This window comes from Pseudoalteromonas distincta (genome assembly GCF_000814675.1).
In the GTDB taxonomy this organism is placed as follows: domain Bacteria; phylum Pseudomonadota; class Gammaproteobacteria; order Enterobacterales; family Alteromonadaceae; genus Pseudoalteromonas; species Pseudoalteromonas distincta.
Window position 1 is genome coordinate 48,499 of the sequence record NZ_JWIG01000025.1, and the last position, 26,963, is coordinate 75,461.

Below are 26,963 nucleotides of genomic sequence, written 5' to 3' on the forward strand. Positions count from 1 at the left end.
TAAATGCGGTTTTTTTATGATTTTTAATATTTAAATGAGGAGCTTAATGACATTATTTACACAAAGATTGAGCATGTACCAAATAGAAGAGTCTGATTGGCCTCTTTTTCTAGCGCTTCATCGCGATCCTCAGGTCCTTAAGTATTGTTTTGATATGCCAATGGAGTCACTGATAAGAAACCGCTTTGAGATACGCTTACCTAAGTGGAATACTAAATCACGCCATCCACTGTGCTTACTCATTATTAATAATAAAACAAAACAACCAGTGGGTGTTACAGGCTTTGCCTATGACGGAGAAACCGCAGAGCTTGGTTATTTATTATTGCCAGAGTATTTTAATAAAGGCTACGCGACAGAGTCGTTAAGAGCTGTGATTGATTGGGCTTGGAAAGAATGTGGTATTAGGCAGTTTAAAGCAGTCGTAACGCGTGGCAATATTGGTTCTGAAAAGGTGCTTAGTAAGTGCGGCTTAACCCATACCGATACACTTTTTAAAGTGCATACAATAGGCGAAAAGTTATACGACGATTTAATTTATACGCTTAAGGTTTAAGGTTTTAATGGGCTAGTAGCCTAGCCCAAAAAGTGCTACAAGTGAAGTGCGATAGCTTTGCGGTCTTTTTCTGGCATATTTTCTACGACTAAATTAAATGAGTTATCAATCATTCTCTCAATTTCACCTTGTGCAATTGTGCCGTCTAAAATTACTGTGTTCCATAAGCGTTTATTCATATGGTAACCAGGGATCACTGCCGGGAAAGTATCACGCAATGATATTGCTTCATCAGGATCGCACTTTAAGTTAAGCCACCAAATAACCTCACCATCATCATTAGTTTGACCGTCATTGCCAATAGCAAGAGTCGCAAACATTTTATGATTCACTTTATATACATCAACCTCTTGCGCAAATGGTTTTGTAACCTGAACAAGTGGTTTTTTAACTAAATACTCATGTACTTTTTTCTGGTCCATGATCCATTCCTTGAAGTCATACTCGGTAAAGCTACAATAGCAGTTTTTTTCACATTTGATTATATGTATTTTAGTATAAATTAAAATTTTACAAGCTAATACAACATGTAGCGTAAAACCAACGTAATTTTAGTTGAACAAAATCCAGTTCGTGGTATGTTTCTGCCAATCAAAAAAATAATAGGAATTCACACATGCCAAAGGCGAGTGATGTTAAAAAAGGTACTGCTATTGACTTCAATGGCCGCGTTTTAGTTGTAAAAGATATTGTGCGCTCTGTGCCGCAAGGTCGTGCTGGTGGTAGTTTATACCGTATGCGTTTATACGATGTGGTAACCGGTGGTAAAGTTGACGAAACATTCAAAGACAGTGACATGCTAACGCTGGCTGATTTAACACGCCGTGAAGTAATGCTATCGTACATTGATGGCGACGAGTATGTGTTCATGGATAATGAAGATTACACGCCTTACAACTTAAACAAAGATGCTATTAGCGAAGAAATTTTATTTGTTAATGAAGAAACGCAAGGCGTACATGTAATTGTTATTGATGGCGCGCCAGTAGGACTTGATTTACCATCAAGTGTTGAACTTGTTGTTGAAGAAACAGACCCATCTATTAAAGGTGCATCTGCAAGTGCTCGTTCAAAACCTGCACGTATGTCTACTGGCTTAAATATTTCTGTGCCAGAGCATATTTCAACAGGTGACCGTATCCGTATTAATACTGTTGAACACAAATTTATGGGTCGTGCTGAAAAGTAACTTGTAATACCAACCTGCATAAATCTTTGATCAATTTAACGAATTAAATTGCACTATAACGTCGTTAAAAGTTTTTTATTTACGACTGCATGGATGCAGGAGGTAGAGCAATGCAGGGAGCAATTGCCGAGAACAACTAGATATAAAAACTTTTGCCTAGTTCTAGCGTAATTTTCTTAACGTTAAATAGACCCCATATATAAGCAGATTGGTATAAATTATAATTTTAAAAGCCGAATCTGTGTTTAACAGGTTCGGCTTTTTTGTGCGCGCGGGGGATTTGTTGCTTTAAATTTAATCACGTTAGCGTTAGAATAAGCGCCGTATTTTTGAGCAACTTTAAGGCGTGATTTTGTTTATAGTTTTACTAAGCAGTATATTTATAGCTTTAATGTATTTAGAAACCATTAAAAAAGGCATGCCAATTAAGCGATGGCTGATTTTAGGCGGTTTACTTGGACCAGTAGCCTGGTGCTTGTTTAATCTACATTATCGTCGTGCTTTAGTTAGAAATGTAGGAATAAATACGTGTATATGGCGCCCTTAATTTATCGACGCCACATTTTTATTTTTTCTAATTAAGCTTGGGGCTGCTTTAGTTTGTTGTTGCTTTAAAAATTCAGTAAATTCACTTTTTGATAGAGGCTTGGAATAATAATAACCTTGTACTGTTTCGCAATTAAGCTTTTTGAGTATATCAATTTGATGGGCTTGTTCTACACCTTCAGCAACTACATGTAAATCAAGGTTATGTGCAATAGTGACTATTGAGTCGACCATATTACGGCCACGTTCGTTGGTCATGTCATCTATAAATGCTTTATCTACTTTAAGTGTATTAAGTGGAAATTGCTTTAAATACGCTAATGATGAATAACCAGTACCAAAATCATCCATTGCTAAATGAATACCTCGGGCACTTAACGAACGCATAATTGCAATGGCTTCTTTAGGGTCATCCATTACAGTACCTTCTGTTATTTCAAGCTCTAAAAAGTAAGAAGGTAATTCATTTTTTTGCAAAATAACGTCAATACGAGAGGTTAAATCGGGGAGGCTAAATTGCTTTGCTGATAAGTTAACGGCTACTCGACCGCTAAATAAACCGCTATCTAGCCATTCTTTTACGTCTCTGCAGGCTTTGTTTAATACCACCTCACCAATTTCAATTATTTGGCCCGTTTCCTCGGCTATAGGTATAAAAACTCCCGGACTAATAATGCCTTTTTTAGGGGTTATAAAGCGAACTAATGCTTCCATTCCGGTTAGCTTGCCTGTGCGAATATTCATTTTTGGTTGGTAGTACACTTCAAAATGGTCTTCTTTTAAACCAAAGCGCATGAGGTTTTCAATTTGCAGTCGTTTAACGGCTTGACGGTTCATCGTGTCGTTAAAAAATAAGTAGCTATTACCTTTCTTTTTAGCATGATACATGGCGGTATCTGCATTTTTTAGGAGCAGTTCAGGTGTATTACCGTCTTCTGGGAATAATACAATACCTACACTAGAGGTGATTGCGAGTTCGTGGCCAGCCATTTTAAATGGTGTAGCAATGGCTGCTAAAAACTGTTTAGCCATGCGTGTAATTACATGTATGTCGTTAGTGTCAGACATTACCAGGGCAAACTCATCGCCGCCTAAACGATAAAACACATCATTTTCACGGGTTAGTTTATTTAAGCGCATTGCTAGTTTAGCTAATAAGCTGTCACCTAGCTGATGTCCTAACGAGTCATTTATTTTTTTAAAGTTATCTAAATCGAATACAAGCAAGGCGTGATGCGAATTGAGTTTTACTAGCTTTTGCAAATCAGTAAAAAATAAATTTCGGTTAGGCAGACTGGTTGTGCGATCTCGATTCGATAAGTTATGTAACTGCGATTCTGCTTTTTTACGCTCTGTTAAATCTGAATATACAACGACATAATTAGTTATTTGATTTTGATCGTTTTTAATTTCATCTATCGATATTTCTATCGGTAATAAAATGCGCTCACTATTACGAAGCTTCACTTCTTGTTGAATATGTTCGCGCTCTTTTACTATTTCAATAATTCTGTTTGTGTAGCTTGGCTCATACCCAGATAGGCTAAAATCTTTTCCTAAGTATTGTTCGCGTACGCCACCAAACAAGGTTAAAAAGCTAGGGTTTATATCAACCAGTTTAAAGTTTTTATCGTAAATTGCTAAGGCGTCAGTAAGCGACTCAACACATTTTGCAAAAAGGTTTAAGCGCTCTTCAGTTGATTTTAACTGTGATATATCGCGAACGGTACCTGTCATTCTAAGGGGTGATAAGTTGGCGTCTTTTTCAATTATTTTTCCGCGATCGAGCACCCAGTGCCAACGACCAAAAGTATCTTTGATTCGGTAGGTGGCTTCAAAAAAAGCAGACTGCTCTGCAAAGTGCACTTTTAGCAAGTGCTCAACGTTATTAATATCGTGAGGATGGATAAGGCCTTTATTTGGTGGAAACCCCATTAACGTAGTTGAGTCCATTAAATACTTATCGTTAATACGAATAACTTCGCCTGTTTTTATGTTCCAGTCCCAAAGTGTATCGCCGCTACCTTCTACAGTACTTTTAAGGCGTTTTTCCGAAAGTCGGAGTTGGCGGCGTGAACGTCTAAGTTTGTGGATTACAAATAACAGGTAGGGCAAAGCAAGCGCTATAATGGCGCTTGCTAGTATAAGTATATTGTCTGAGTTGTAATTAAGTGATGACTCAAAGGCAAAAAGCTCAAATGAGTAAGCAAGTACTACAAGCATGCTTAGTTTTATTATTGTTTTTATCATTTTTTGATTACTTCTAATTTACAAATGATAATTTAAAACAAGCTAAACCTAGTGTCAAAGAGATTGAGAGTAAACGGGCATATTTTGAGATTTACTGACTTTTGCCGAGCTTAAAAGCTCATATCTTGGTCTATTATCATCAAATAGGCTTAGTGCATAAACTTTTACTTCTTTTAGTGTTAGTGCGTTTAGGGCATCTAAAAGTCGCTGCTGCATATGAAATTCGTGATCTCTGTTACCAATAGCAAGCCATAACCGTTGTGAGCGCAGGCGCAAGTTTTTATCTTTTTCTGCAATATGAGTACTAAGGCCATGTTTTTGCTGTTGCCAATCGTTTTCATCAAGTGCATCAATGTTATCAAGGTATTTTTTAATAAAGCTGTTATGACGATGCAATAATGTTTTTGCATCAAACTTAGGTGACTGCACATAAAATGCTATTCCAGCACGAGTATTGAAAGGTGCATAACCTGCGCCCACTAAATAACCTAGCTGTTGTGTTGTTCGTAATTCGTTAAAGTAATCTTGATTAATTAAATGATTTAACGCCATCATTTTTACTTTTTCGGCCACGCAATCCGTTTGCGCTTGATAGTAAACTACCATGGCATGGTCGCTGCAAGGAAGTTCTAACTCGTAGCGAGTTACTTTTTTAATTTCAAAAAGAGGGCGTCTTAAATCTTCAATTATGGCTGCGTTTTTTAGGTGTTCGGCGACCTTTTTTTGAAAGGCAAATGCATCACTTTGCTGCCAGTTACCATGTAAAAATGATTCAACATGTAGTGCTTTAAAAAAGTCTGTTCTGAACTCATTAAATTGCTGAAAACAAGTGTTTTTTAATGCTGATGCAAGCTCCCCAGGTTGAGGGTTCCAAGGCATTATTTTTGCGCCTAAAATACTAAACAACTCACTGACTGGTTTGTTTTGGTTGCTATTGCGCCAATGCCTTACAAGTTGTTTTTTATATTCAGCAAAGCGTTTTGCACAAATTTCTACATTAAATAAAGCATCTATTAATTGATCAACAAGCTTTAACTGGCTAGATGAAAGCCCAGCGGTATGTAGAGTTAATCCACCTTGATGCGAGGTTAAGTGGTAGCTAAGTCCCGCAAGTTCTGCAGGATAAAATTGCTCGCCTACGCTATCCATAAATAAATCTGTAAATAAGCGGGTGAGTGCCATATGTTTTACATCTTTTACGGCAAAATCAGAATCCATGGCCAAATAAAAATGGCCTTTAGCAACACGAAATGTGTTGTCTTGTTTAAACCAAAAATCAAAACCGGGTTCTTTTACTAATAACTCGGGTTTTGTTTGTGGTTTTATGACATCAAATAACACCACTTCTTTTGTTAAATAAGGATTAGCGGTAGGCAGCAGCATTTCGCTCAGCGGTTTATTTATCTCGCTAAGTGCATCAAGCCAACTAGGTGAAATATGTTCTACTTTATATGGTGTGTTGTACCATGCGGTTTTATGTTCAGGCTCTACATCTGGATGTATAAGTACGATGCGCATATTATGTGGCGTTAACCACTGCATGGCCATTTCGTGGGTCGCTTTTTTAAAGCCTTCCATTAAATAGTCGCCTTGCACGTAATTTGCTTCGTCGTAATGCTGCATATTAATGCTTAAATTACTGACCCAATCAATCAAGCGTGACTTTTCTTGGTTATCGAATGCTATTTGTAATAGATTTTTTTTATCTTGGTATAAGCGCGGCAATTTTTCGGTGTTATCGTTAATTAAGCAAATGTATTCAAACACCATTTCAATAATGTCTTCGAAGTATTCAATACCTTCATCGGTAAGCGCTAAACTAATATTAAAGTCTTTAAAGTTGCTGCCATTAATACCACCGCCAGCAGAAAGCGCGTTTATCCAGCCTTGCTCTTTTAAAATAGAATAAAGAGAACCCGCGCCTTCATAGCCAAGTAAATGGGCAATAAAACTCACTGTTTTGTGGCGATAAAAGTCGTCAATATTAGGCATAGCAAAACTTATGATAAGTTTTTGCATATGCTTATGCGGCTCAATATGAAGTATTTTTCCTATGTCTTGTTTGCGATAGAGTGGCTCACTGATCTCTGGCTTTTTGAGGTTTTTATTACCCTTAATTGCGCCAAAGTAAGTTTGTGCCCAGCTTTGTAGTGTGTCTAATGTTTCGTTTGCGCAAATAACTAAAGTCATCCACTGAGCTTGGTACTGACTATTAAAAAAGTCGCGAAGCTCATCACTAATACAGCGCTCTCTGTCAGCTAAGGTTTGTAGGTTTCCTACAGAAAATTTAGCAAATGGATGAGCTGGATTTACCGTTTCTTTGTGGGCTTGATAAATACGGCGACCATCGTCTTTTATTTTTAGTTTAAACTCGGCTTCAATTGCGTTGCGTTCTTTTTCTGTTTCGGCTGAATTTAAAAGTGGCGCAATAAAAAAACGGCTAAATTGGGTAAGCGCCTGTTCAAATTCTTGGTTATTAATATCAAAAAAGTAACAGGTATGCTCAGTGCCAGTCCACGCATTAGTGTTCCCGCCAGCTTGTGAAACAAAATTATTAAAACTGCCTGAATCTGGGTATTGGTCAGTGCCTAAAAAAAGCATGTGCTCTAAAAAGTGTGCTAGGCCTTGCCTATCAAGAGGATCGTCAAAATGCCCGGCGTTAACTGCCATTGATGCTGCCGCTTTTGTAGAATCTTTATCTTGCACTAATAGTACTTTTAGACCATTGTCCAGTGTAAAGGCGCGGTATGCTCTGTTATCATTGCGGCTGATATTCAAATGATGCTCCTGAAACTAAACGTTTACTTGTTAACAACAGATGATGGCTTCAGGAAAGCGAAATACAGCTTAAAGATTTACCTGAATCTCATGAAAGAATTATTTAGAAATAAATAGATTTATGTTGTTAATATAGCTGACAAATGGGCAAACTGGCTACTGTTTTATATTCTTTAATCGGTTGATTTTTTATGAAAACAATCCTAATAATGCGCCACGGCGAAGCAACACCCATGCAGGCTGATGATGCAGGTAGAAATTTAACCCAAGCAGGGCACGATGAAGCTGAAAAAATGGGCCTTTGGCTCAGTAAAGCACATTGTCCTGATGCACTGTTAGTTAGCCCTTACATTCGTGCACAGCAAACAGCTGCAGGTGTGGCTAAAAATAACGTATTTAAATTTAGCGAAACCACGTCCGATATTATCCCCGAAGGCAAACCTCAAATTGCTGCTGACTATCTTGAAACGCTTATTGCTACTCATCCCCAATGCAATACATGGCTTATAGTGGCACACATGCCTATTGTAAGTTATTTAGTGGATCAATTAAGCCCTGGTAATATGCCAATTTTTAATACAGGTGCTGTTGCTGTTATTAGTTATGATGAGCAAACCCAGCGTAGTAGTTATATAAGTATAAATGCCCCAGAAAACCTTTAAATAATTGAGAAAAGTAATATGACGATAGAACGCTTACAAACAGGTGCGCGCATGAGCCGCATAGTAAAACATAATGGCACTGTGTATTTATGTGGGCAGGTATGCGCCGACGCGCAAAAAGGTATTAAAGAGCAAACTCAAACTATGCTTGATAAAGTAGAGGCGCTGCTTGATGAAGCAGGGAGTTCAAAAGAACACATGCTTAGCGCGACTATTTATGTAAAGAGCATGGAATACTTTGCTGATATGAATGCAGTATGGGATGCATGGGTACCCGAGGGTTATGCACCAGCACGTGCCTGCGTGGAAGCTAAAATGGCACGTGATGCACTACTTGTTGAAATTTCAGTAGTCGCAGCTTTAAAAGAATAATAGCTTTAATGAATCGCTCCCCCGTTGTACTTATCACAGGCTCTAGCCGAGGTATTGGCGCAGCTACCGCACTATATTTTGCAAAGCATGGTTATGATGTTTGCATTAATTATAAAGCTGATTTAGCTAGTGCAATATTGGTGGCAGAAAAAGTAAAGCAATTAGGAGTTGAGGCTGAAGTAATTCAAGGTGACGTGTCACTAGAGGCTGACGTTTTAGCTTTATTTATGCATATAGATAAAGTCTTTGGTCAACTTGATGTACTAATAAATAACGCCGGTATTTTAAAACCACAAATGCCTTTGTTAGGAATGAGTGCTGAGCGCATAAACGAAGTTTTGACTACAAATATTACCAGTGCTTTTTTATGTAGCCGTGAGGCAATAAAGCGAATGGGAAATAGTGGTAGTATTGTTAATGTTTCATCGGGGGCCGCTAAAACGGGCTCTCCTAATGAATACATTGATTATGCAGCATCTAAAGGTGCAATGGACACATTTACTATTGGCTTGGCAAAAGAGGTGGCAAGTAAAGGTATTCGAGTTAACTCGGTTAGACCTGGGCTTATTTACACTGATATGCATAGCGATGGCGGTGAAGAAAATCGAGTTGATCGTCTTAAAAGTAAACTACCCCTTGGCAGAGGCGGTACACCCGAAGAGGTTGCTGCAGCAATTTACTTTTTAGCTTCAGAGCATGCTTCTTTTACAACGGGTAGCTTTGTTGATGTAGCCGGCGGTTTGTAAGCTAAAGTAATAAAGCTAGCCAAAACGTAAAGCTAATAACACTTAAGATAGTAGAAAGTACGACAGCCCCAGCAAGCGTGGCTTCATGCTGCTTTATTTGAGTCGCAATAAGATAAGCATTTACGCCAACAGGGGACGCACTTAAAAGTACCAATACATTAAGTATTTGCGTGTCTAGCTTAAATACATAAGTGCCTACCAATAAAACTAACGCAGGCAATAAAAATATTTTTAAAACTGATGCTATTAACGCCGGTTGCCAATTTGCAGCTATTTTATAAAAAGCTAAATTTGCACCAAGTACAAATAGCGCACAGGCAATTGCTGGTTTAGCTAATAGCTCCAAACTATTTACTAAGTCGGTAAACAGTGTAACTCCTAATATGTTTAATATAAGCCCGCATCCAATACTCAGTACTATTGGGTTTAACACCATACTTTTTCCAAAGTGCGACCACGAAAATTTATCGCTGCTACCTTTAGCGCCTATTAAAAATGTAAGTGCAAATAACAATGTGCTATGAAAAGTAATGATCATAAATGCAATGGCTATCATTTCTTTGCCAAGCGAGGCAATAACAATAGGAATACCCACTAACACCATATTTGAATAGCTAGAAGCAAGTCCAAATACACCGTGTTGTTGGTAGTTTTTTAAATGTTTTTTACTTAAATAAAAGCGATCAATTAATATACCCACCCCAAATACACTCAAAACAGGTATGTAAAAGCTCAAAAATGCAAAAAGGCTAATACTTTGCTGTAAGTTAATTTGCGACATATTTAATAATAAAAAAGCAGGCAAACTAATATAAAAAGTAAACTTACTCAGGCCTGCGATATGCTGCTTGTCGAAAAATTTTAATCGGCAACAGCTATAACCAAGCGCAACAATAAAAATGAGCGGAAAAATAATTGAAAAAATATGCACGTAGTTACATCCTGGTAATAGCTAAAGTTAGCGTCTAAATTCATCACTTTGCGGTAAATTAATTAGTATGAGTACAGCGCCTCTTCCACCATATTCGAGAGGGGCTTGGTGCATCGCTATTACGTCAGGGTGTTGTACTAAGTACTGAGGCACTTTGTGCTTTAGTACGCCGCCACCAATACCATGCACTACACATGCACAATAATAATGCTGCTTTTTACATTCGTGAATGAGCCCAGCGAGTTCGTCTTTAGCAAGTTCTTTATTTAAGCCGTGTAAATCTAGCGTCAAATCGGGTGCAAAGTCACCACGGCGAAGCTGTTTAGCTAGGAAAGTATCTTGGCCAGGTTTTACATATTTAACCGTGCCGTGGGTGTCTATATCGGGAATATAAACGTCTGAGAAGAAAAATTCAGATTGAGCCTGCTTTTTTTGCTGGGCAAATTGCTTAGCTTGTGACACCTTAGGCTTTGTATCAAAACGATGAGTATCTTGTTTAAATACTTTGGCGCCTGTGATCGTTTGACGAAATAAGCTTATGTCGTCATTGCTTAGGGACGAATGTGATGGAGTGTCTTTTTTCATAACTATTACCTAAACAAAAAAACGTAAAAACGCAGCGCAAAAGGCGGTACAATACTTAAATGAGGGGCAATTGTAATTTGCCCAGCGCAGATAGGCAATGCAATCGTCTTAAAGACTCAAAACAGTCAGTAAGCTAATACAGGTAAAAATATATGAGCGATTTACAAATAGAAGAAGCAACACTCGAAGAAGCCGTTGCAGAACTGTCAACTTTACATGACTGGTTACGTTGGACTACAAGCCAATTTGCAAGTAGTAGTATATTTTTTGGACACGGTACAGATAACGCATGGGATGAAGCTGTAAGCTTATTACTGCCTGCGCTTAGCTTGCCTGTTGATGCGCCAAAAGAATTAATGCACGCGCGTTTAACAAGCACAGAAAAAAACCGACTTGCGGGTCTTATTGCAGAACGTATTAACGACTGCACACCAGTACCTTACTTAACAAACATTGCATGGTTTGCGGGTATGCCATTTTATGTGGATGAACGTGTACTTATACCTCGCTCACCGTTTGCTGAGCTTATTAGTAACCGCTTTACGCCGTGGCTTGAAGAGCCACAATCGGTAAACCGTATATTAGATTTATGTACGGGTTCGGGTTGTATCGCAATTGCACTTGCTCAAGCTTTTGAGCAGGCACAAGTTGATGCGGTAGATATATCGTATGAAGCGCTTGAAGTGACAGACATTAACATTAACGATTACATGTTGAGTGATCGCGTGTTACCGATTCAGTCTGATGTATTTAGCGGTGTACCAGGTCAAAAATACGACCTAATAGTAGCAAACCCACCGTATGTTGATGCAGAAGATATGGCTGACCTGCCACGTGAGTTTCATCATGAACCAGAGCTTGGGCTTGCATCAGGCCACGATGGTTTAGATGTAACTCGTACTATATTGAGCGAAGCGAGTGAACATCTAACTGATAACGGTTTGTTATTTGTAGAAGTTGGTAACTCTATGGTACATATGGATGCACTGTATCCGGGCGCGCCGTTTGAATGGATTGAATTTGAACAAGGCGGCTTAGGTGTATTTGTAATTAGCAAAAAGCAGCTAGACGAGTATTTTGCAAAATAAGTAAAAAATGAATAGCCAAGCCCTGTGCTTGGCTATTGGTAGTCATTAGGAATGAGGAAAGTTAATGGCAGGTAATAGCATTGGGCAGTTATTTAAAGTGTCCACCTTTGGTGAGAGCCACGGCGTTGCATTAGGCGGCGTTGTTGATGGTACTCCCGCAGGTCTTGAAATCACAGAGGCCGACTTACAAATTGATTTAGATCGCCGAAAACCAGGCCAAAGCCGTTACACAACGCAGCGCCGTGAAAGCGATCAAATAAAAATATTAGCAGGCGTTTTTGAAGGTAAAACCACAGGTACCAGCATTGGTTTATTGATTGAAAATACCGATCAACGCTCGCAAGATTACGGCAAAATTAAAGATGTATTTCGCCCAGGTCATGGCGATTACACGTATTGGCATAAGTACGGCTTGCGCGATTATCGCGGTGGCGGTCGTTCATCTGCACGCGAAACCGCGATACGTGTAGCGGCAGGTGCTATTGCTAAAAAATACTTAAAGCAATTTCATGGGATTGAAGTTAAAGCATGTTTAAGTCAGCTTGGCCCTATTAAGGCGGAAACGTTTGACTGGGATGAAGTGGAAAATAACTTATTCTTCTTCCCTGATGCAAGTAAGCTTGAAGCGCTTGACGGATATATGCGTGACCTTAAAAAGCAAGGTGACTCAGTTGGCGCTAAAGTAAAAGTAGTGGCAAGCAATGTACCTGTTGGTCTTGGAGAGCCAGTATTTGACCGTCTTGACGCCGAACTTGCACATTCATTAATGAGTATTAACGCTGTTAAAGGCGTTGAGATTGGTGATGGCTTTGACGTAGTTGAGCAAAAAGGCTCTGAGCATCGTGATGAACTAACCCCTGAAGGTTTTACATCAAATCATGCAGGTGGCGTACTTGCGGGTATTTCGACAGGGCAAGATATTATTGCTTCTATTGCGCTAAAACCAACGTCGAGCATTACCATCCCAGGTAACAGTATTAATACAAGCAACGAAGCGGTAGAGATGATCACTAAAGGTCGTCACGATCCGTGTGTGGGCATTCGTGCAATCCCGATTGCTGAGGCAATGATGGCCATTACCTTAATGGACCACTTACTGCGTCAACGCGGACAAAATCCGCATGTAAATCATCAGCACGGGCCAATTAACGGCTCAGTGTAAGTATTTATAATTATAAAAAACGCGGATTACCGCGTTTTTTTATGTCTGTAATTTAGTTTAAAGCCTTTCAGGAGTTGTTCAAGTAAGCCCTATATACTGCAAGAAGGAGGGTAGTAATCATGAACGATAATATTAATGAACACTCACAAATAAAAGCCCAAGCTGCAATAGCCCGCTTAGAACGTTTCAGTAAGTTAACGGATAGCAGCATTGGTATTCCTTTTACTAAATTTAATATAGGTTTGGAGGCGGTGATTGGTTTAATCCCTGTAATAGGTGATGCCGCAGGGCTAATTTTATCAAGCTATGTGCTGATAGAAGCGCAGCGTTTAGGTGTGAGTAAACGTATAAAGACTAAGATGATCATTAATATGCTCATAGATTTTGTGGGCGGCTTAGTGCCATTTTTTGGCGATATATTTGATGCGTTTTTTAAAGCTAACACGCGTAATACTCAACTATTGAAAAAACATTTAAACAAGCAGTTAAGTGAGTAATTAATAGCTTTAAGTAACCGTTAGCAAAGAGACTTTAAACAAAATGTTGTTGGTTGTTTAATCACCTAGTAAGGTAGGAGCGTCTATTCACTTTGGTATTTACAATATGCAATTATTCATCGGTAATAAAAACTACTCCAGCTGGTCATTACGCGCATGGTATTTAATGAGTAAATTTGATGTTGAGTTTAGTGAAACCCAGCTGGTACTCGACACCCCTGATTTTTACAATGAACTAAAAAAGACCTTTGCTGTGCAAAAAGTTCCAGCGTTAATTGATGGCGATTTACAGGTATGGGATTCACTAGCAATTTGTGAATATATTAACGATGCTTACTTATCGGGCGCTGCATGGCCAAAATATATTACCCAAAGAGCTAAAGCGCGTGCGCTAAGCGCTGAAATGCATTCAGGCTTTATGGCGCTGCGCAGCGAAATGCCAATGAATATAAGAGCTACCCGTAAAGTAGACCTATCGAGCGAAGCATTAAAAGACATAGCCCGTATAGACGAGATATTTGCACAGCAACAAGATGTGTTTCCAAATGAGTGGTTTTTTGGTGACTTTAGTATTGCTGATGCCATGTACGTACCTATTGTATTGCGTTTAAAAACGTATCAAATTACGTTATCGCCAGAGGCGCAACAATATTGTGACTTTGTTATGCGTTGCCCCGTATTGCAAGCATGGATCACTCAGGCATTAACCGAAACCGATATTGTAGAGTGTGATGAAGCAGGAACGCCTGTATAATTATTGTTTTTCATATGGCATGTTCTATGCCTTAAAATCATAAGTTTAAACTAGGCAGCTCATGTATCTAAATCACCCAAGGTATGGCAATAAACCGATAACTACCAATACCTCAGTGACAATAGAGGCGATAGAGAATGCGCACTGGCGTTACTCGAGGCTTAAATACTTCCCTGATACGGTAATATTGGCAGATATAAAAAAGCAAAACTATGCCATTGACCCTCGGGCACTTTATGTTGATATTGAAGAGAAGTGCGAAAGTTGCTCTAAGGCATTTATTTTTTTTGCTCAAGAGCAGCAATATTGGTTTGAGGTACTTGATTTTTGGGTCGATTCACACTGTACACGTTGTTTTGAATGCCGTAAGCATGCCAGATATATACTAACTCTACGTAAACGGTACGATATGTTAACTAGCTTAGCCAATAAAACCTCAAGTGAAAAAACACAGCGTAAAGAACTTGCCAATACGCTTTACTGTTTAGGTATTATTAAAAATATCAATAAAGTGAAAGATTAATCCGCTTATATTTTACTATCCCGCCTTATTTTTACTTTAGTTGTAAAAGCCCGTACAATTCGTCTCGTTTTTAGTGCGCTAATATGGCGCTGTAACCGAGACGAATTAATCAATTTTTATGCATCAAATAGCTGATCTAATTTCAATTTTTGAGCGCACTTTTTATCAAAGTCACAATACACGACTGATAAAAGGCGATTGTGAGCCTGTGTATTTACCAGCAACAGAGCAGGTGCCATATCACCAAGTTGTATTTGCGCATGGTTTTTATGCCAGTGCATTACATGAAATAGCACACTGGCTGGTGGCCGGTGATGCACGTCGGTTATTAGAAGATTACGGCTATTGGTACTGCCCAGACGGGCGCGACAAACAAAAACAAGCTGAGTTTGAAAAGGTAGAAATAAAGCCCCAAGCTATAGAGTGGTTATTAAGCACCGCAGCAGGGTTTAATTTTAATGTGTCGGTGGATAACTTAAACGGCGAACAAACGTGTCGGTTTGATTTTCAGCAGCGCGTACATGCACGGGTATTATCGCTAATCGAAAATGGCTTTAACTCTCGTACAGAGTCATTTTTAAAAGCACTGTGTGATTTTTACAATACACCGTGGCCATTAACAGCGCAGCAATTTAATTGGCAACATCCAAAGGAGCTTTGTAATGGCGTTTAAATTAGGCTTAATTGTAAACCCTGTAGCAGGTTTAGGTGGCACAGTTGCCTTAAAAGGCAGTGATGGCGCACACACAGCCGCTAAAGCAATTGAATTAGGTGCAGAGCCAAAAGCAAATAGCCGAACAAAAGCAGCGCTTGAGGTGCTATTACCTTATAAAGAACGCTTAACTATTTACACTGTTAACGGTGACATGGGTGAGCAAACAGCAAAAGCTTTGGGCTTTAATGTAGAGGTTGTATATAACACTGCAGCAATAACAACCCCAGATGACACAGAACAAGCCGCAAAAATACTTAAAAACTCTGGTGTTGATTTAGTCTTATTTGCCGGAGGCGACGGTACAGCACGTAACATTTGCCATGCGATAGAGGATACCATTCCCGTACTTGGTATTCCCGCAGGTTGTAAAATTCATTCTGGTGTTTACGCTATCACGCCAAAGGCTGCAGGGCGCGTAGTCGAAATGCTGGTTAAGGGTGAGTTAGTTACCTTAGCCGATGCAGATGTAATGGATATAGATGAAGATGCTTTCAGGCAAGGCACAGTAAAAGCCAAACGCTACGGCGAAATGCAAACACCTAGCGAAGTACGCTATATGCAAGCGGTTAAAAATGGCGGTAAAGAAACCGACGAACTCGTACTTGCCGACATTGCAGCGCATGTTGTATCGCAAATGGATGAAGACACATTTTATATTATGGGTAGCGGCTCAACGGTTGAAGCCATAATGGAAGAGATGGGGCTTGAAAATACGTTACTTGGTGTTGATTTAATAAAAGATCAAACCTTAGTTGCCCAAGATTTAACGGCTAAGCAATTGCTTGAGCTTACACATGATCAAAGTACTAAGTTAGTCATTACGCTCATTGGCGGGCAAGGGCATATATTTGGCCGTGGTAACCAGCAATTGAGTCCTTTGCTTATACGCGCAATTGGCAAAGAAAATATTATTGTAGTAGCAACAAAAACAAAACTACAAGCGCTTAATGGTCGCCCCCTTATTTGTGATACAGGCGATGGCGAATTAGATGATGAATTAACCGGTTATATTAAAGTAACCACCGGATTTAACGACCATATTATGTATGCAGTAGGGCACCAAAACCTTGAAAATACAGGTGCTTTGCAAAACCAGGAGATTAATAAATGAGTTTAGTGAACTATATCGATGCAGCCCAGCAGTACTTCGATGATTTAGTAATAAAAGCAACTGACGATGAGTTATTTGCTGGCGGCTATTTACGAGGTCATTTTGATCTTGCAGTTGGTTATGCCGAAGTAGAAAAGCTGACAATCAGTATAGATGAGCTAAACGAAACTGTAGAGCAAAGCTTAGTTAAAGCATATCGCAACGGCGAGCTTAACGAAGAAGACAAGGCATTAGTTGCACGCTTGTGGGATGAAGTTAAAGCCCTCGCTTAACCCTAAGTGGCAAAAAAACACGATTTGTTTATCACTATCGTGTTTTTTTGTGCCCAAAACTTTTAAAGCACATTCCCATGTTAATTTACTGTTTTGTTTTTATGCGATATTGTTACTAAAATAAATTTTAGGAACAATAAAAATGAATAATAATCAAGACGCTTTACCTTCAGGGGTTGTAGCGCGTTTTTTAAATTTTGTTGAGCGAGTAGGAAATAAGCTTCCAGATCCAGCCGTAATATTTCTATTTGCAATGTTATTAATTTGGTTTTTGTCGTGGTGGTTTTCAGGCGTGAGCTTTGATGCAATAGACCCACGTACCGGTGAAGCGATTATTATTAATAATATGCTGGCAAGTGATTCGCTCGCTACTTTTTTATCCTCTATGGTAAAAACCTTTACTGGCTTTGCTCCCTTAGGTGTCGTTTTAGTAGCTATGTTAGGTGTCGGTGTTGCAGAGCATTCGGGATTTATTAATACCGGCCTTAAGTTAATGCTTAAAGTTACTCCTAAAAAGCTATTAACGCCTTCAATCATTTTAGTGGCCATTGTGAGCCATACCGCTACTGACGCAGGTTATGTATTAGTTATTCCACTTGCCGGTGTTATATTTTATGCAGCAGGACGCCATCCGCTTGCGGGTATTGCAGCTGCATTTGCAGGAGTCAGTGGTGGTTTTGGGGCTAACTTTATTCCATCGGGTATCGACCCATTGCTACAAAGCTTTACCCAAAGTGCGGCGCAAATAATTAATCCTGCAATAACAATTAACCCGTTAAATAACTGGGCATTTGCTTCAGCATCTAGCTTATTTATTGTGGCATTAGGCTGGTACATTACCGATAAAATTATTGAACCACGTTTACAAAAAACAGCAGTTGATGGTGCTAAAGAGGATTTACCTGTATTTGAAGATGCACGTAGTGATGAAAAACGTGCCTTTTATATAGCCAGTACCGTGATGATTGCTGGACTTGCGTTATTAGCATTTGTCTCTGCTCCAGACGATTCTGCAATGCGCAGTAGTGACGGATCCCTTACTAATTTTAGCTCTCCTTTAATGCAATCAATTGTACCACTAATATTTTTACTTTTTTGGATCCCAGGCACTGTATATGGTTTTACGGTAGGTACCTTTAAAACTTCAAAAGATATGATTGATGCAATGAGTAAAGCGATGAGCGGCATGGCATATTATATAGTCATGGCGTTTTTCTGTTCGCTATTTATTGCTGCATTTAGTAAATCAAATTTAGGTGCACTGCTCGCAATTGAAGGTGCGCAGTTATTAAAGGCGATGGAATTGCCAAGTGCAGTAACGGTTGTAGGCATTATCTTTTTAACTGGCTTTGTTAACTTGTTTGTAGGTTCAAGTTCAGCAAAATGGGCGTTACTTGGCCCCATTTTTGTACCGATGTTAATGCAACTTGGTATTTCGCCAGACTTAACTCAAGCCGCTTATCGTGTAGGTGACTCAAGCTCTAATATTATTACACCGTTAATGCCATACTTCCCATTGGTGGTGGTGTACTGTCAAAAGTATGTCAAAGGCACCGGTATAGGCACTTTAATTGCTATTATGCTGCCGTACTCAATCGCCTTTATGATTGGCTGGAGTATTTTCTTGCTAGGTTATTGGGCACTTGGTATTCCTTTAGGTTTAGATGCTAGCTACATTTATCCAGCATTGCCTTAACCTAAACCTTTATGAACCTCACTCAATTGAGTGAGGTTTTTAAATAAAAGTCCTGTAATGTAAAAGTAAGTCTAAGTTACCTTTCTAAATCTCTCACTATATAGCCAAATAAGCTGGCCTCTCCAACAATATACACATAATCATTTTTGTTGTTCATTATTGTAGACTTATCGTCATACCACCTAAAATCATGAATCTTATTCGTTTTAGGGTCTTTGAAGTATAAACGAGTACAGCTATCTTCATACTCAGTGCCACACTCTTGTACATCGGTCAGGATGTATTCTTTATACCAATAGTCGCCTTGCGTGTAGTAAGCCCATAATTTAATAGGATCAGAGATAAAAATATAGAGTATTCCATAGATTAATAAAGGGGATAATGGGTACATGAAAATGGATGCTAATTTTATTTTAGTATCTGAGAAATTATATTTAAGTGATTCTCTATATTTACTGCAGCGTTTATATTTATTGAAAATAAGTATATTTAAATAGATAAATGGTGCACAACAGATAATAGGGAGGGTTATAAAGAAAACAACGCCGTATAGTTCATTTGAGATGAATGGTGGATCTGTAAAGTCCATTAAAATAGGTATAGTGATGCATAATAAAATGGGGAGTACTATTGCTACAAAGAGCAAGTTGTCGTAAATCTTTTTCAATTTTTAATTCGTCCGTGAACTATAGCCTTTGTCTAGTTTACAGAATTTTTGTTATTTTAAAAATCAGAGAAATGTATTTATAGGCATTAAGCAACCCGAACTCAGGCTAAAAAAACTATCTCAAGCCGCTATTGAATTGACGCGAAAGTTTACTTTGTTTTCACTGTAGCAGCAGCTTAAAAACAAAAAAACCTTGTCACTTTCGTGGCAAGGTTTTTTTATTAAAGAGTCGTTGCTTATTTAGCTGTGAAGCTTACAGGGCGACGTTCTTTACGAGGACCGCTGCGCTTATCACCGCGTGCGCCGTCATCTTTATTAAAGCTGCGTTTCTTATCACCAGCTGGACGCTCAGAGCGTTCGCCACGTGGTTCAGCAGGGCCTTGATCAGTTGTAATTGTTAAGCCCATAGGGCGTTTACAAATAAACACTTTTTGGAAGTGATCAAGTACATCTTTAGGCATGTTTTGCGGTAATTGAACCGTGCTGTGATTGTCGTGTAGACGAATATCACCAATAAACTTGCTTGAGATGTCAGCTTCGTTAGCGATAGCGCCAACAATATTTTTAACCTGAACACCATGTTCACGACCTACTTCGATACGGTACGTATCCATAGGACCTGCATCACGGCTGTTACGTTCGCGAGGTTTACGCTCAGCGCGCTCTCCACCACGTTCGCCGCCACGTTCGTTACGACGTCCACGGTCACCACGATCGTTGCGTGAATTGCGGTCGTTACGCTCGTTACGTTCACGAGGTTGAATCTTAACTTCTTCAACTTTAATTGGCGACTGTTGCTGTGCTAAACACAGTAACGCACCCGCTAAGCTTTCAAGAGGAAGGTCAAGTTTTTCAGCCATGTTAGTAGCTACTTCATTGAAGAACGTGATGTCTTTGTTTTCAAGCGCAATAGTTAATTTTGCTTGTAACGCTTCGATACGTTTTTCTTCAACAATTTTTGCTGTAGGTAATTCAACTTGAGCAATTTCAGACTTCGTATGACGAATGATATTTTTAAGTAAATAACGTTCGTTATGTTTTACGAATAAGATTGCTTTACCAGTACGACCAGCACGACCTGTACGGCCGATACGGTGAACGTAGGCTTCAGAATCTTGTGGGATATCGTAGTTGATAACTAAGCTTAAACGGTCAACATCTAGACCACGTGCCGCTACATCTGTTGCAATAACAATGTTTAGCATGCCACTTTTTAAGCGATCTACAGTGCGTTCACGTGCTTGCTGGTTCATGTCACCGTTAAGTGGAGCAGCAGAGAAACCTTCGCGCTCTAATAACTCAGCAAGTTGTACTGTATCGTTACGCGTACGTACGAAAACAATAGCACCTTCATATTGCTCAGCTTCTAAGAAGCGAACAATTGCTTTATTTTTATGTACGCTTGCATTCCAAAACACTTGCTCAACAGATGATACTGTAGAGTTACGCGCAGAAATATGAACCTGTTCAGGATTGTTCATATACTTGCTGCTGATGTTTTGAATTTGCTTAGGCATAGTCGCAGAGAAAAGACATGTTTGCTTTTCGCGCGGTGTTTTTTCCATGATGCTTTCTACATCATCGATAAAGCCCATACGTAACATTTCATCGGCTTCATCAAGTACAAGTGCTTGTAGAGCATCAAACTTGATAGTGCCACGGTTAATGTGATCGATTAAACGACCTGGAGTTGCAACAATAACCTGAGCGCCACGACGAAGTGCGCTTAATTGGATACTGTAGCTTTGGCCACCATAGAGTGCCAATACTTCAATACCACGAACATGTTTAGCATATTGTTCGAATGCCTCAGCAACTTGGATCGCAAGCTCACGTGTTGGTGTGAGTACAAGGATCTGTGGCTGTTTCACAGACGGGTCAATATTATTTAGTAATGGCAGTGCAAATGCTGCGGTTTTACCTGTACCCGTTTGAGCTAGTCCCAGTACGTCCTTTCTTTCTAGCAATAACGGTATACATTGAGCTTGGATTTCAGATGGTGTCTTGTAACCCAACTCTTCAACTGCCTTCAAAATTGCAGGAGAAAGATTTAGAGATTCAAACGTGACTGGTTCTGACATTAATACGCCTCAACGAATTTAAAGAGGCGCGCATTATATAGGATTCGCGAGGCAAATGCTTGTATAAATTGAAACTAATTTCTATGTGTTTGATGTTGGTCGAAATTTAACCAGTTTAATTTAGGGTTTATTAAACTGGTTAACATATTTAATACAACGCTTATTTGTACAAGCCTAGGTTTTCTTTTGCGTAAGCTTCAAATTCTGTAAATCCACCGATGTGATTTTGATCCACAAAAATTTGTGGAACGGTAGGGCAAGGTTTACCTGCTGACTTTTCAAGGTCGGCTTTACTAATGCCTTCTTTAATTATATCGATGTAGCGAAATTTAAAGTCATCACGTTCATTTGATAGCTGCTGCGCAACATCTTTTGCACGAACACAATATGGACAACCTTCACGGCCAAAAATTACAGTTAACATAGTTTTCTCCTCAATTTGATTAGAATCAGTTTAAATGGTTGAAAAATTATTTAAAGCAAAAAAAATCGATTACACCATTCTAATAAAAACCATAAATCATATATTGCATAGCAATATGATTTGCAAAATGCGAATGAGAAACTAAAGCGCTGTCTGTCTAATACTTAAGTATATGAATGCAAGTGTGTTTACAAGAATTAATTTGTGGCACATAACTTGATGATTAAGAGGTATACATTGGGTTAACGAGAATACTTTATGAATATTAATAGTCACGTTTTAGAAATTATCCAAGGGGTAATCGGTAAATATTGTGAAACCCAAAATCGAAATTTTTCAGTTACTTTAATTAACAAGTTGCAATGTAACTACGTTTGTTTGCAAATTCCTCTTGAGCAAATGATTGCGCAATGCGAGGAATTTCTGATTCCAGCGCTAGCATCTGTAAAGCAGAGCTTTTTACTTAACCTAGAAGCAAATAAACAAGGCGTTAGCCTTCATTACCAGATTGATGATTCTGAGCAAGTAAGCACGCTGGATTTTCATGGGCTTTTAGCAACAAAAGAGCCTGTTAGTTTGGCACTTGATATTAGCCAAAATATAGACGTTCTAACTGATTGTGAGGCGTTATTTAAAAGTTGTTTAATAACATCGGATAATACCCATGAGCGCTTTGGCTTAAATTTTAAATTATTCAATAGCACTTTTAAGGAAACGGTACAGATTGAGGATTTACGTCACCTTAGTGGTGACGCGCTAACTGATAAACTAAATGGTGACAGCATAAATAGACACATAAAGTTATGCACTATTAGCGACATCAGTGAGCTGAGCCAAGAGAATAAACTATCTAAAAAAATATTAGGTTGGCCATTTTTTGATACTGATCTCATTACCATTTTAACAACATTTCATACGCAAACACGTTTATCTGTATTAGTGGCGGATGACAGCTTACCAAGCCAAATTGCAACAAAAGTGATGCTCGAAATGCTGGGCTGCTTAGTAACATGTGCAGAAAATGGCGCTAGTGCTTTAACGCTTGCTCAAAATGAACCATTTGATTTATTGCTCTTAGATGAGCGCATGCCAGGAATGTTTGGCAGTGACGTCGCACAGCAATTGGTGCGTCAAAATACCCCTAATAATAATACACCCAAAGTTATTTTAACGGGGCTAACAGGGGATGAGCAGATAGCTGAGTTATTTGAAAAAGGTATTACGCACTATTTACAAAAACCAGTGACCAAAGCAGTGCTCGAAAAGTTTATTAAACCTTGGCAATTAGCGTCTTAAATTGGTTAATAAGGTGGCAATGATGTATGACTTTTCTAAAACAGCGCTTATTTTGATTGGTTTTCAAAATGATTACTTTTCACCAAAAGGTATTTTGTATGACGTGGTTGAAGAGTCGTCAAGAATTACTGGCGTGGTAGAAAATACACTCTCTTTATTGGCCGCCTGTGCAGAGCAATTTGCGTTAGTTGTTAATACACCCATTCATTTTACACAAAACTACAGTGAGCTTAAAAATCCGATTGGCATATTAAAAGCTATTGCAGATGTGGGCGCATTTAAAGCAGGTTCGTACGGCGCTCAGACCATTGAGCAGCTAGATTTTTTTAGCAATGTTATAGAAGTGGTGCCTGGGAAAAGAGGTTTAAATGCTTTTACACATACTGCTCTAGCGCAAAAGCTCAAAGAACATGGTGTCACTAATGTAATTTTAGCCGGTACGGTGACTTCTATTTGTATTGACTCAACTGCGCGAACGGCTGTTGAACTTGGTTTTAACGTCACTATTTTAAGTGACTGCACATCGAGTCGCACTCCTTTTGAACAAACTTTTTACTGTGAAGAGGTTTTTCCTCTTTATGCGCGAGTTTGTGATAGTAAAACTTTTATTAAGCATTGGAGAGAGCATGGATAACAACGATGAACTACAAGTGCAAATCCAATATGCATTGGTTGAAAAGCTCTCCAATAGTAATCGACGTCAAGCAAAGCTATTAGCTATTTTAGATGAATGTATTTTTGAGTGTGATAAGCATTTAAATCTTACCTATATTAACGAAGCGTGGGAGAAGAAACTAGGTTACTCAAGCGATTCATTAATTGGTTCTAATATCACTAAATTAATGAATTGCGACGATATTATGCATTTTGTTGCATACAGTTGTTGTTTGCTTGAAGGAAAGCAGACTCCTAGTGTAGAAATACAAATAAAAAATAGTCTCGGACTCTTAAACTGGTTTGAGTTGAGGCTAGTTTATGATGAAAAAAGCGGTTTTATAGGTTCACTCTATGACATTCAACGTCATAAAGATTCTCAATTTTTACTAACGCAACAGCAAAAATATGTAAAACGCTTATCGCTTGTTGCGAGCCATACAAATAACTTAGTAATAATTACAGATAAATTTGGCGTAATTGAGTGGGTTAACAATAGTTTTGAAGTACTTACAGGTTACACCTGTGATGAGGTTATAGGCACCAGTCCTGGTCAATTACTGCAAGGGCCAAAAACATGTGAAAAAAGCCGTAAGGTCATGTCTCATGCCGTAAAAAATGGACTTCCTTTTCAAGTTGAAACTACAAATTACGATAAAAACGGTAATATTTATTGGGTTGCTATTGATGCAAACCCAGTGCGAGATGATGAAGGCCAAGTAAAGCACTTTATCGCTATAGAAACTAATATTACGCAGCGAGTTAAAGCCGAACAAGCAATGGCAGAGATAGAATATAATTATCACTCTGTCGTTGATAATATCCCTGATATTGTTTTACGCCTAGATACATTTGGTAATCTATTATTTATAAATCAAGCATGGCAGCGAGTGTTACACAGCAGGGTAGATGAGAGCCTTGGCTTACCTATAATTAAGTTTATAGCAAAAGAAGATGTAGAAAAAATTAGTAGCACTTTGCTTGATTATAAACAAGGTAAGCGTGATATACGTCGCTTTGATATACGTTTAATTAATGCACAAGGTATAAATAACTGGGTCGAAATTACACTTACTCCAATTGTTGGTGGCTACGAAAGTGATTTATCATCAATTGCCGCGACACTTGTGGATATACAAGAGCGTATTGAAAGCGAGCAAATATTACTTGAAGCTAAACATCAGGCAGAAACCCTAGCGGAGTCAAAAAGCCGATTCATGGCAAATATTAGTCATGAAATTCGCACGCCATTAAATGCTGTTATTGGATCTGCAGATATTTTGCATCATACCGGTTTAACTTCTGAACAAATGCGCTATACACAAATGATTAAAACAAGTTCTGACGCGCTATTAAGTGTATTGGACGATGTATTAACGTACTCACGTTTTGAAGCACAAGCCATAACACTCAATAATCAGCCATTTAGTATTGATACGTGTATTGAAGAAGCAATAGATATAATTTCCCAAAGCGCTTTACAAAAAGGGCTTGAGGTTATTTTTGATTTTTATCCTGATGTACCAGCTCAAGTAATTGGTGATCATGCCCGTATAAGACAAATAGTCATAAATTTATTAGCCAATGCGATTAAGTTCACTCAACATGGTGTAATAACGGTTACTGTTAAGTGCACTCATATTGAAGGTAATAATTTAAACCTTTATTTATCTGTAAAAGACACGGGTATGGGAATTGCAAAAAATAAAATTGACAGTATGTTTATGCCTTTTATTCAATCCGATAATTCAATTACTCGAAAGCATGGTGGCAGTGGCTTAGGGCTTGCGATATGTAGGCAAATTTGTGATGTAGTAGGTGGAGATATTTCGGTTAGTTCTGAGTTTAACAAAGGAAGCGAGTTTATAGTTAATTACCCGCTGCAAATAGACACAACTGACTCAATTTTAAGAGAAGGGTTTGCAGCACGAAGTAAAAAGCCAAAAGTATGGATAGTAGGAAATCACGAAATTCTAAAAACAGCCTTGGAGCATACGCTCACTCGGTTTTCTATCACTTTTGAACACTACGAAGTATGCCCAGATATACCCAAGTACGATAGTTTTCCTGATGCAATTGTACTAACTGATCCTCAAATGTTAGCCCAAACACGCGAGCGTATAAATACATACAACTCCCTTAATTCACCGTGTTTACTCATCCTAGATTTACTAGGTAAAAGCTTATTACCGCAAAATATTAACGACAGAGAGCTTAGGTTAAATGGCCCTTATAAAGTATCGCATGTACTACGGGCAATTAGTTTATTAGAAGAGCAGCTGTTTCATTTGGATATTATATTTACCAATCGTGAGCAAAAAGAAACTTTAGAAAGCCCCTTAGGGTTAACTCAGTTAAGCGGAACCAAGGTATTGGTTGCTGAAGATAATACGAATAATCAAATTGTAATTCGGCAGTTTTTAGAACAAAAAGGTTGCCGTGTGCATATTGTTAGTGATGGTCAAGAGGCAATAATAAAGGCGCAAAGCGGTGAAATTGATATTATTTTTATGGATATCCAAATGCCAATACTCGATGGGATTTCTGCAACTAAAGCAATCAGAAAGTTAGGTATAACCACTCCTATAATAGCACTCACTGCAAATGCGATTCATGGTGATAAAGAGCGATTTATAGACGCGGGGATGAATGACTATTTAGCTAAGCCAATTGTAAGTGAGACACTTTATTTATTACTTGATAAATATGCCCCAGAGCAGGTTATTGAATCTAAACATTTAAAGCTCTCTCGTTTAGCGCAAGTGTGGGAAAAGCTGAGTTGAGCAATGAAGGCTAGGGTTTGTTAAACGTTTAGGGTTAAATTTGTAGCAGTGTGGTTATTTTCCATAAATGGGCGATAACGTAGCATTAATGCCAAACAGGCGCTGCCCAAAGGGATCTTCCTAGGGGGCTATTTACTCTTTGTTGCCAACATGGATGTAGGTAAGGGGCGTGAGCAGAACGCGGAAGCTTTGCTCGGTCTTACATCGATGTAAGTCAGTAGGGTAACGCAGGAGCAGTTACCGATCCCACTAGGTCATAAACCTCGCGCCGCGATTAAACCGCCTGTAGTTTGAACGAATTTTAATCCGCAAAGATCAACAGACAATATAAAAAGTGGGTTTGTGTTGCATAAAACTTGATAAACGGAGAAATTAACCTAGTATTTTAGGGGTAAGTTAAATTTATTTTTTAGTAATTAATGAGTGTTTTTAGTGTGTTTTTTTTAATTTGATTCGCAAATTGCAATTCAAAATAAAAATAAACTGTTATGAACTTTATTTAAATACTCAATCATACCTTTAATTTATTTTAACGACATGATTTTGTAAGGTTTTTACTTTTTTGTAAAGTTGTTATCTGGTTGGCACGACTTTCGCAGTATATTAATTATCAAATCAAGACGAA

26 protein-coding genes are annotated in these 26,963 nt (G+C 38.6%); 18 read left to right on the forward strand and 8 right to left on the reverse strand.

The window, feature by feature from the left end:
- The first annotated feature begins 46 nt into the window (after positions 1-46).
- Positions 47-556, forward strand: a complete 510-nt coding sequence (locus QT16_RS15720) for a GNAT family N-acetyltransferase (protein ID WP_002962149.1) — start codon at positions 47-49, stop codon at positions 554-556.
- A 35-nt stretch (positions 557-591) separates the two neighbouring features.
- On the opposite strand, the gene QT16_RS15725 is transcribed toward QT16_RS15720, so the two are convergent.
- Positions 592-978 (reverse strand): MmcQ/YjbR family DNA-binding protein, encoded by a 387-nt coding sequence (locus QT16_RS15725; RefSeq protein ID WP_039489238.1) that lies wholly within the window; start codon positions 976-978, stop codon positions 592-594.
- A gap of 194 nt (positions 979-1,172) precedes the next feature.
- On the opposite strand from QT16_RS15725, the gene efpL reads away from it, so the two are divergent.
- Positions 1,173-1,745, forward strand: coding sequence for an elongation factor P-like protein EfpL (efpL, locus tag QT16_RS15730; protein WP_002962153.1), 573 nt, complete (start codon positions 1,173-1,175; stop codon positions 1,743-1,745).
- A gap of 352 nt (positions 1,746-2,097) precedes the next feature.
- Positions 2,098-2,292 carry a hypothetical protein gene (locus tag QT16_RS21050; RefSeq protein ID WP_039489239.1) on the forward strand — a complete coding sequence of 65 codons (195 nt, stop codon included), beginning with the start codon at positions 2,098-2,100 and terminating at the stop codon, positions 2,290-2,292.
- On the opposite strand, the gene QT16_RS15740 is transcribed toward QT16_RS21050, so the two are convergent.
- Together QT16_RS15740 and QT16_RS15745 are read right to left on the reverse strand one after the other, a co-directional pair.
- The gene (locus QT16_RS15740; protein WP_039489241.1) at positions 2,289-4,541 is read right to left on the reverse strand and encodes a sensor domain-containing protein; all 2,253 of its coding nucleotides are present in this window, start codon (positions 4,539-4,541) and stop codon (positions 2,289-2,291) included. The genes QT16_RS21050 and QT16_RS15740 overlap by 4 nt on opposite strands.
- A 54-nt stretch (positions 4,542-4,595) precedes the next feature.
- Entirely contained in the window at positions 4,596-7,319 is a 2,724-nt protein-coding gene (locus tag QT16_RS15745; RefSeq protein ID WP_039489243.1) for an insulinase family protein, read from the reverse strand.
- 191 nt (positions 7,320-7,510) lie between these two features.
- On the opposite strand from QT16_RS15745, the gene sixA reads away from it, so the two are divergent.
- From sixA to QT16_RS15760, 3 genes are read left to right on the forward strand one after another with little or no spacing between them, the layout of a single operon-like run.
- The gene (sixA, locus tag QT16_RS15750) at positions 7,511-7,981 is read left to right on the forward strand and encodes a phosphohistidine phosphatase SixA (RefSeq protein ID WP_024593905.1); all 471 of its coding nucleotides are present in this window, start codon (positions 7,511-7,513) and stop codon (positions 7,979-7,981) included.
- 18 nt (positions 7,982-7,999) lie between these two features.
- On the forward strand, positions 8,000-8,353 hold the full coding sequence (locus QT16_RS15755; RefSeq protein ID WP_002962161.1) for a RidA family protein: 354 nt from the start codon (positions 8,000-8,002) through the stop codon (positions 8,351-8,353).
- A gap of 8 nt (positions 8,354-8,361) precedes the next feature.
- The gene (locus QT16_RS15760; RefSeq protein ID WP_039489246.1) at positions 8,362-9,099 is read left to right on the forward strand and encodes an SDR family oxidoreductase; all 738 of its coding nucleotides are present in this window, start codon (positions 8,362-8,364) and stop codon (positions 9,097-9,099) included.
- A gap of 1 nt (position 9,100) precedes the next feature.
- Here the strand turns inward: QT16_RS15760 and QT16_RS15765 are convergent, their stop codons facing one another.
- On the reverse strand, positions 9,101-10,030 hold the full coding sequence (locus QT16_RS15765) for an AEC family transporter (protein WP_039489249.1): 930 nt from the start codon (positions 10,028-10,030) through the stop codon (positions 9,101-9,103).
- Positions 10,031-10,057: 27 nt separating this feature from the next.
- Positions 10,058-10,615, reverse strand: a complete 558-nt coding sequence (gene smrB / locus QT16_RS15770; RefSeq protein WP_007377742.1) for an endonuclease SmrB — start codon at positions 10,613-10,615, stop codon at positions 10,058-10,060.
- Positions 10,616-10,767: 152 nt separating this feature from the next.
- Between smrB and prmB the strand changes: the two genes are divergently transcribed.
- The 9 genes from prmB (at position 10,768) to QT16_RS15815 (ending at position 18,433) form a co-directional block, all read left to right on the forward strand.
- Positions 10,768-11,703, forward strand: a complete 936-nt coding sequence (gene prmB, locus QT16_RS15775) for a 50S ribosomal protein L3 N(5)-glutamine methyltransferase (protein WP_007377743.1) — start codon at positions 10,768-10,770, stop codon at positions 11,701-11,703.
- Between the two features lie 64 nt (positions 11,704-11,767).
- Positions 11,768-12,865 (forward strand): chorismate synthase, encoded by a 1,098-nt coding sequence (gene aroC / locus QT16_RS15780; protein WP_039489251.1) that lies wholly within the window; start codon positions 11,768-11,770, stop codon positions 12,863-12,865.
- Between the two features lie 119 nt (positions 12,866-12,984).
- Positions 12,985-13,362, forward strand: coding sequence for a DUF4112 domain-containing protein (locus QT16_RS15785; RefSeq protein ID WP_024591638.1), 378 nt, complete (start codon positions 12,985-12,987; stop codon positions 13,360-13,362).
- Positions 13,363-13,468: 106 nt separating this feature from the next.
- Positions 13,469-14,116: a glutathione S-transferase family protein gene (locus QT16_RS15790; protein ID WP_039489255.1), complete on the forward strand. Its 648-nt coding sequence runs from the start codon at positions 13,469-13,471 to the stop codon at positions 14,114-14,116.
- Positions 14,117-14,177: 61 nt separating this feature from the next.
- A complete protein-coding gene (locus QT16_RS15795) occupies positions 14,178-14,639 on the forward strand; it encodes a zinc-ribbon domain containing protein (RefSeq protein ID WP_167334961.1) in 462 nt (153 codons plus the stop codon).
- A 118-nt stretch (positions 14,640-14,757) separates the two neighbouring features.
- A complete protein-coding gene (locus tag QT16_RS15800) occupies positions 14,758-15,312 on the forward strand; it encodes an elongation factor P hydroxylase (protein WP_039489259.1) in 555 nt (184 codons plus the stop codon).
- Positions 15,302-16,465 (forward strand): ATP-NAD kinase family protein, encoded by a 1,164-nt coding sequence (locus QT16_RS15805; RefSeq protein WP_039489262.1) that lies wholly within the window; start codon positions 15,302-15,304, stop codon positions 16,463-16,465. Before QT16_RS15800 ends, QT16_RS15805 begins: the two co-directional genes overlap by 11 nt.
- Positions 16,462-16,737, forward strand: coding sequence for a YfcL family protein (locus QT16_RS15810; RefSeq protein ID WP_024596509.1), 276 nt, complete (start codon positions 16,462-16,464; stop codon positions 16,735-16,737). Before QT16_RS15805 ends, QT16_RS15810 begins: the two co-directional genes overlap by 4 nt.
- 142 nt (positions 16,738-16,879) lie before the next feature.
- Positions 16,880-18,433 carry an AbgT family transporter gene (locus QT16_RS15815; protein WP_039489264.1) on the forward strand — a complete coding sequence of 518 codons (1,554 nt, stop codon included), beginning with the start codon at positions 16,880-16,882 and terminating at the stop codon, positions 18,431-18,433.
- Positions 18,434-18,509: 76 nt separating this feature from the next.
- Here QT16_RS15815 and QT16_RS15820 read toward each other — a convergent pair whose 3' ends face one another.
- From QT16_RS15820 to QT16_RS15830, 3 genes are all read right to left on the reverse strand, one after another.
- The gene (locus QT16_RS15820; protein WP_039489266.1) at positions 18,510-19,100 is read right to left on the reverse strand and encodes a hypothetical protein; all 591 of its coding nucleotides are present in this window, start codon (positions 19,098-19,100) and stop codon (positions 18,510-18,512) included.
- A gap of 236 nt (positions 19,101-19,336) precedes the next feature.
- Complete coding sequence (locus QT16_RS15825) at positions 19,337-21,181, reverse strand: DEAD/DEAH box helicase (RefSeq protein ID WP_024606656.1); 1,845 nt, start codon at positions 21,179-21,181, stop codon at positions 19,337-19,339.
- A 160-nt stretch (positions 21,182-21,341) separates the two neighbouring features.
- On the reverse strand, positions 21,342-21,605 hold the full coding sequence (locus tag QT16_RS15830; protein ID WP_024605333.1) for a GrxA family glutaredoxin: 264 nt from the start codon (positions 21,603-21,605) through the stop codon (positions 21,342-21,344).
- A 258-nt stretch (positions 21,606-21,863) separates the two neighbouring features.
- Here QT16_RS15830 and QT16_RS15835 point away from each other — a divergent pair, with 258 nt between their 5' ends.
- From QT16_RS15835 to QT16_RS15845, 3 genes are read left to right on the forward strand one after another with little or no spacing between them, the layout of a single operon-like run.
- Positions 21,864-22,901, forward strand: a complete 1,038-nt coding sequence (locus tag QT16_RS15835; protein WP_039489271.1) for a response regulator — start codon at positions 21,864-21,866, stop codon at positions 22,899-22,901.
- A gap of 19 nt (positions 22,902-22,920) precedes the next feature.
- Positions 22,921-23,535 carry a cysteine hydrolase family protein gene (locus tag QT16_RS15840; protein ID WP_238719451.1) on the forward strand — a complete coding sequence of 205 codons (615 nt, stop codon included), beginning with the start codon at positions 22,921-22,923 and terminating at the stop codon, positions 23,533-23,535.
- Positions 23,528-26,338 (forward strand): PAS domain-containing hybrid sensor histidine kinase/response regulator, encoded by a 2,811-nt coding sequence (locus QT16_RS15845; RefSeq protein ID WP_039489276.1) that lies wholly within the window; start codon positions 23,528-23,530, stop codon positions 26,336-26,338. The genes QT16_RS15840 and QT16_RS15845 overlap by 8 nt, the downstream gene beginning before the upstream one ends.
- Positions 26,339-26,963 lie beyond the last annotated feature (625 nt).

Bases quoted from the DNA above. Each gene is read 5' to 3' on its own strand.
- QT16_RS15720 (WP_002962149.1), top strand. From the start codon at position 47: ATGACATTATTTACACAAAGATTGAGCATGTACCAAATAGAAGAGTCT.
- QT16_RS15725 (WP_039489238.1), bottom strand. From the start codon at position 978: ATGGACCAGAAAAAAGTACATGAGTATTTAGTTAAAAAACCACTTGTT.
- efpL (WP_002962153.1), top strand. From the start codon at position 1,173: ATGCCAAAGGCGAGTGATGTTAAAAAAGGTACTGCTATTGACTTCAAT.
- QT16_RS15740 (WP_039489241.1), bottom strand. From the start codon at position 4,541: ATGATAAAAACAATAATAAAACTAAGCATGCTTGTAGTACTTGCTTAC.
- sixA (WP_024593905.1), top strand. From the start codon at position 7,511: ATGAAAACAATCCTAATAATGCGCCACGGCGAAGCAACACCCATGCAG.
- QT16_RS15755 (WP_002962161.1), top strand. From the start codon at position 8,000: ATGACGATAGAACGCTTACAAACAGGTGCGCGCATGAGCCGCATAGTA.
- QT16_RS15760 (WP_039489246.1), top strand. From the start codon at position 8,362: ATGAATCGCTCCCCCGTTGTACTTATCACAGGCTCTAGCCGAGGTATT.
- smrB (WP_007377742.1), bottom strand. From the start codon at position 10,615: ATGAAAAAAGACACTCCATCACATTCGTCCCTAAGCAATGACGACATA.
- prmB (WP_007377743.1), top strand. From the start codon at position 10,768: ATGAGCGATTTACAAATAGAAGAAGCAACACTCGAAGAAGCCGTTGCA.
- aroC (WP_039489251.1), top strand. From the start codon at position 11,768: ATGGCAGGTAATAGCATTGGGCAGTTATTTAAAGTGTCCACCTTTGGT.
- QT16_RS15785 (WP_024591638.1), top strand. From the start codon at position 12,985: ATGAACGATAATATTAATGAACACTCACAAATAAAAGCCCAAGCTGCA.
- QT16_RS15790 (WP_039489255.1), top strand. From the start codon at position 13,469: ATGCAATTATTCATCGGTAATAAAAACTACTCCAGCTGGTCATTACGC.
- QT16_RS15795 (WP_167334961.1), top strand. From the start codon at position 14,178: ATGTATCTAAATCACCCAAGGTATGGCAATAAACCGATAACTACCAAT.
- QT16_RS15800 (WP_039489259.1), top strand. From the start codon at position 14,758: ATGCATCAAATAGCTGATCTAATTTCAATTTTTGAGCGCACTTTTTAT.
- QT16_RS15805 (WP_039489262.1), top strand. From the start codon at position 15,302: ATGGCGTTTAAATTAGGCTTAATTGTAAACCCTGTAGCAGGTTTAGGT.
- QT16_RS15810 (WP_024596509.1), top strand. From the start codon at position 16,462: ATGAGTTTAGTGAACTATATCGATGCAGCCCAGCAGTACTTCGATGAT.
- QT16_RS15815 (WP_039489264.1), top strand. From the start codon at position 16,880: ATGAATAATAATCAAGACGCTTTACCTTCAGGGGTTGTAGCGCGTTTT.
- QT16_RS15825 (WP_024606656.1), bottom strand. From the start codon at position 21,181: ATGTCAGAACCAGTCACGTTTGAATCTCTAAATCTTTCTCCTGCAATT.
- QT16_RS15830 (WP_024605333.1), bottom strand. From the start codon at position 21,605: ATGTTAACTGTAATTTTTGGCCGTGAAGGTTGTCCATATTGTGTTCGT.
- QT16_RS15835 (WP_039489271.1), top strand. From the start codon at position 21,864: ATGAATATTAATAGTCACGTTTTAGAAATTATCCAAGGGGTAATCGGT.
- QT16_RS15840 (WP_238719451.1), top strand. From the start codon at position 22,921: ATGATGTATGACTTTTCTAAAACAGCGCTTATTTTGATTGGTTTTCAA.
- QT16_RS15845 (WP_039489276.1), top strand. From the start codon at position 23,528: ATGGATAACAACGATGAACTACAAGTGCAAATCCAATATGCATTGGTT.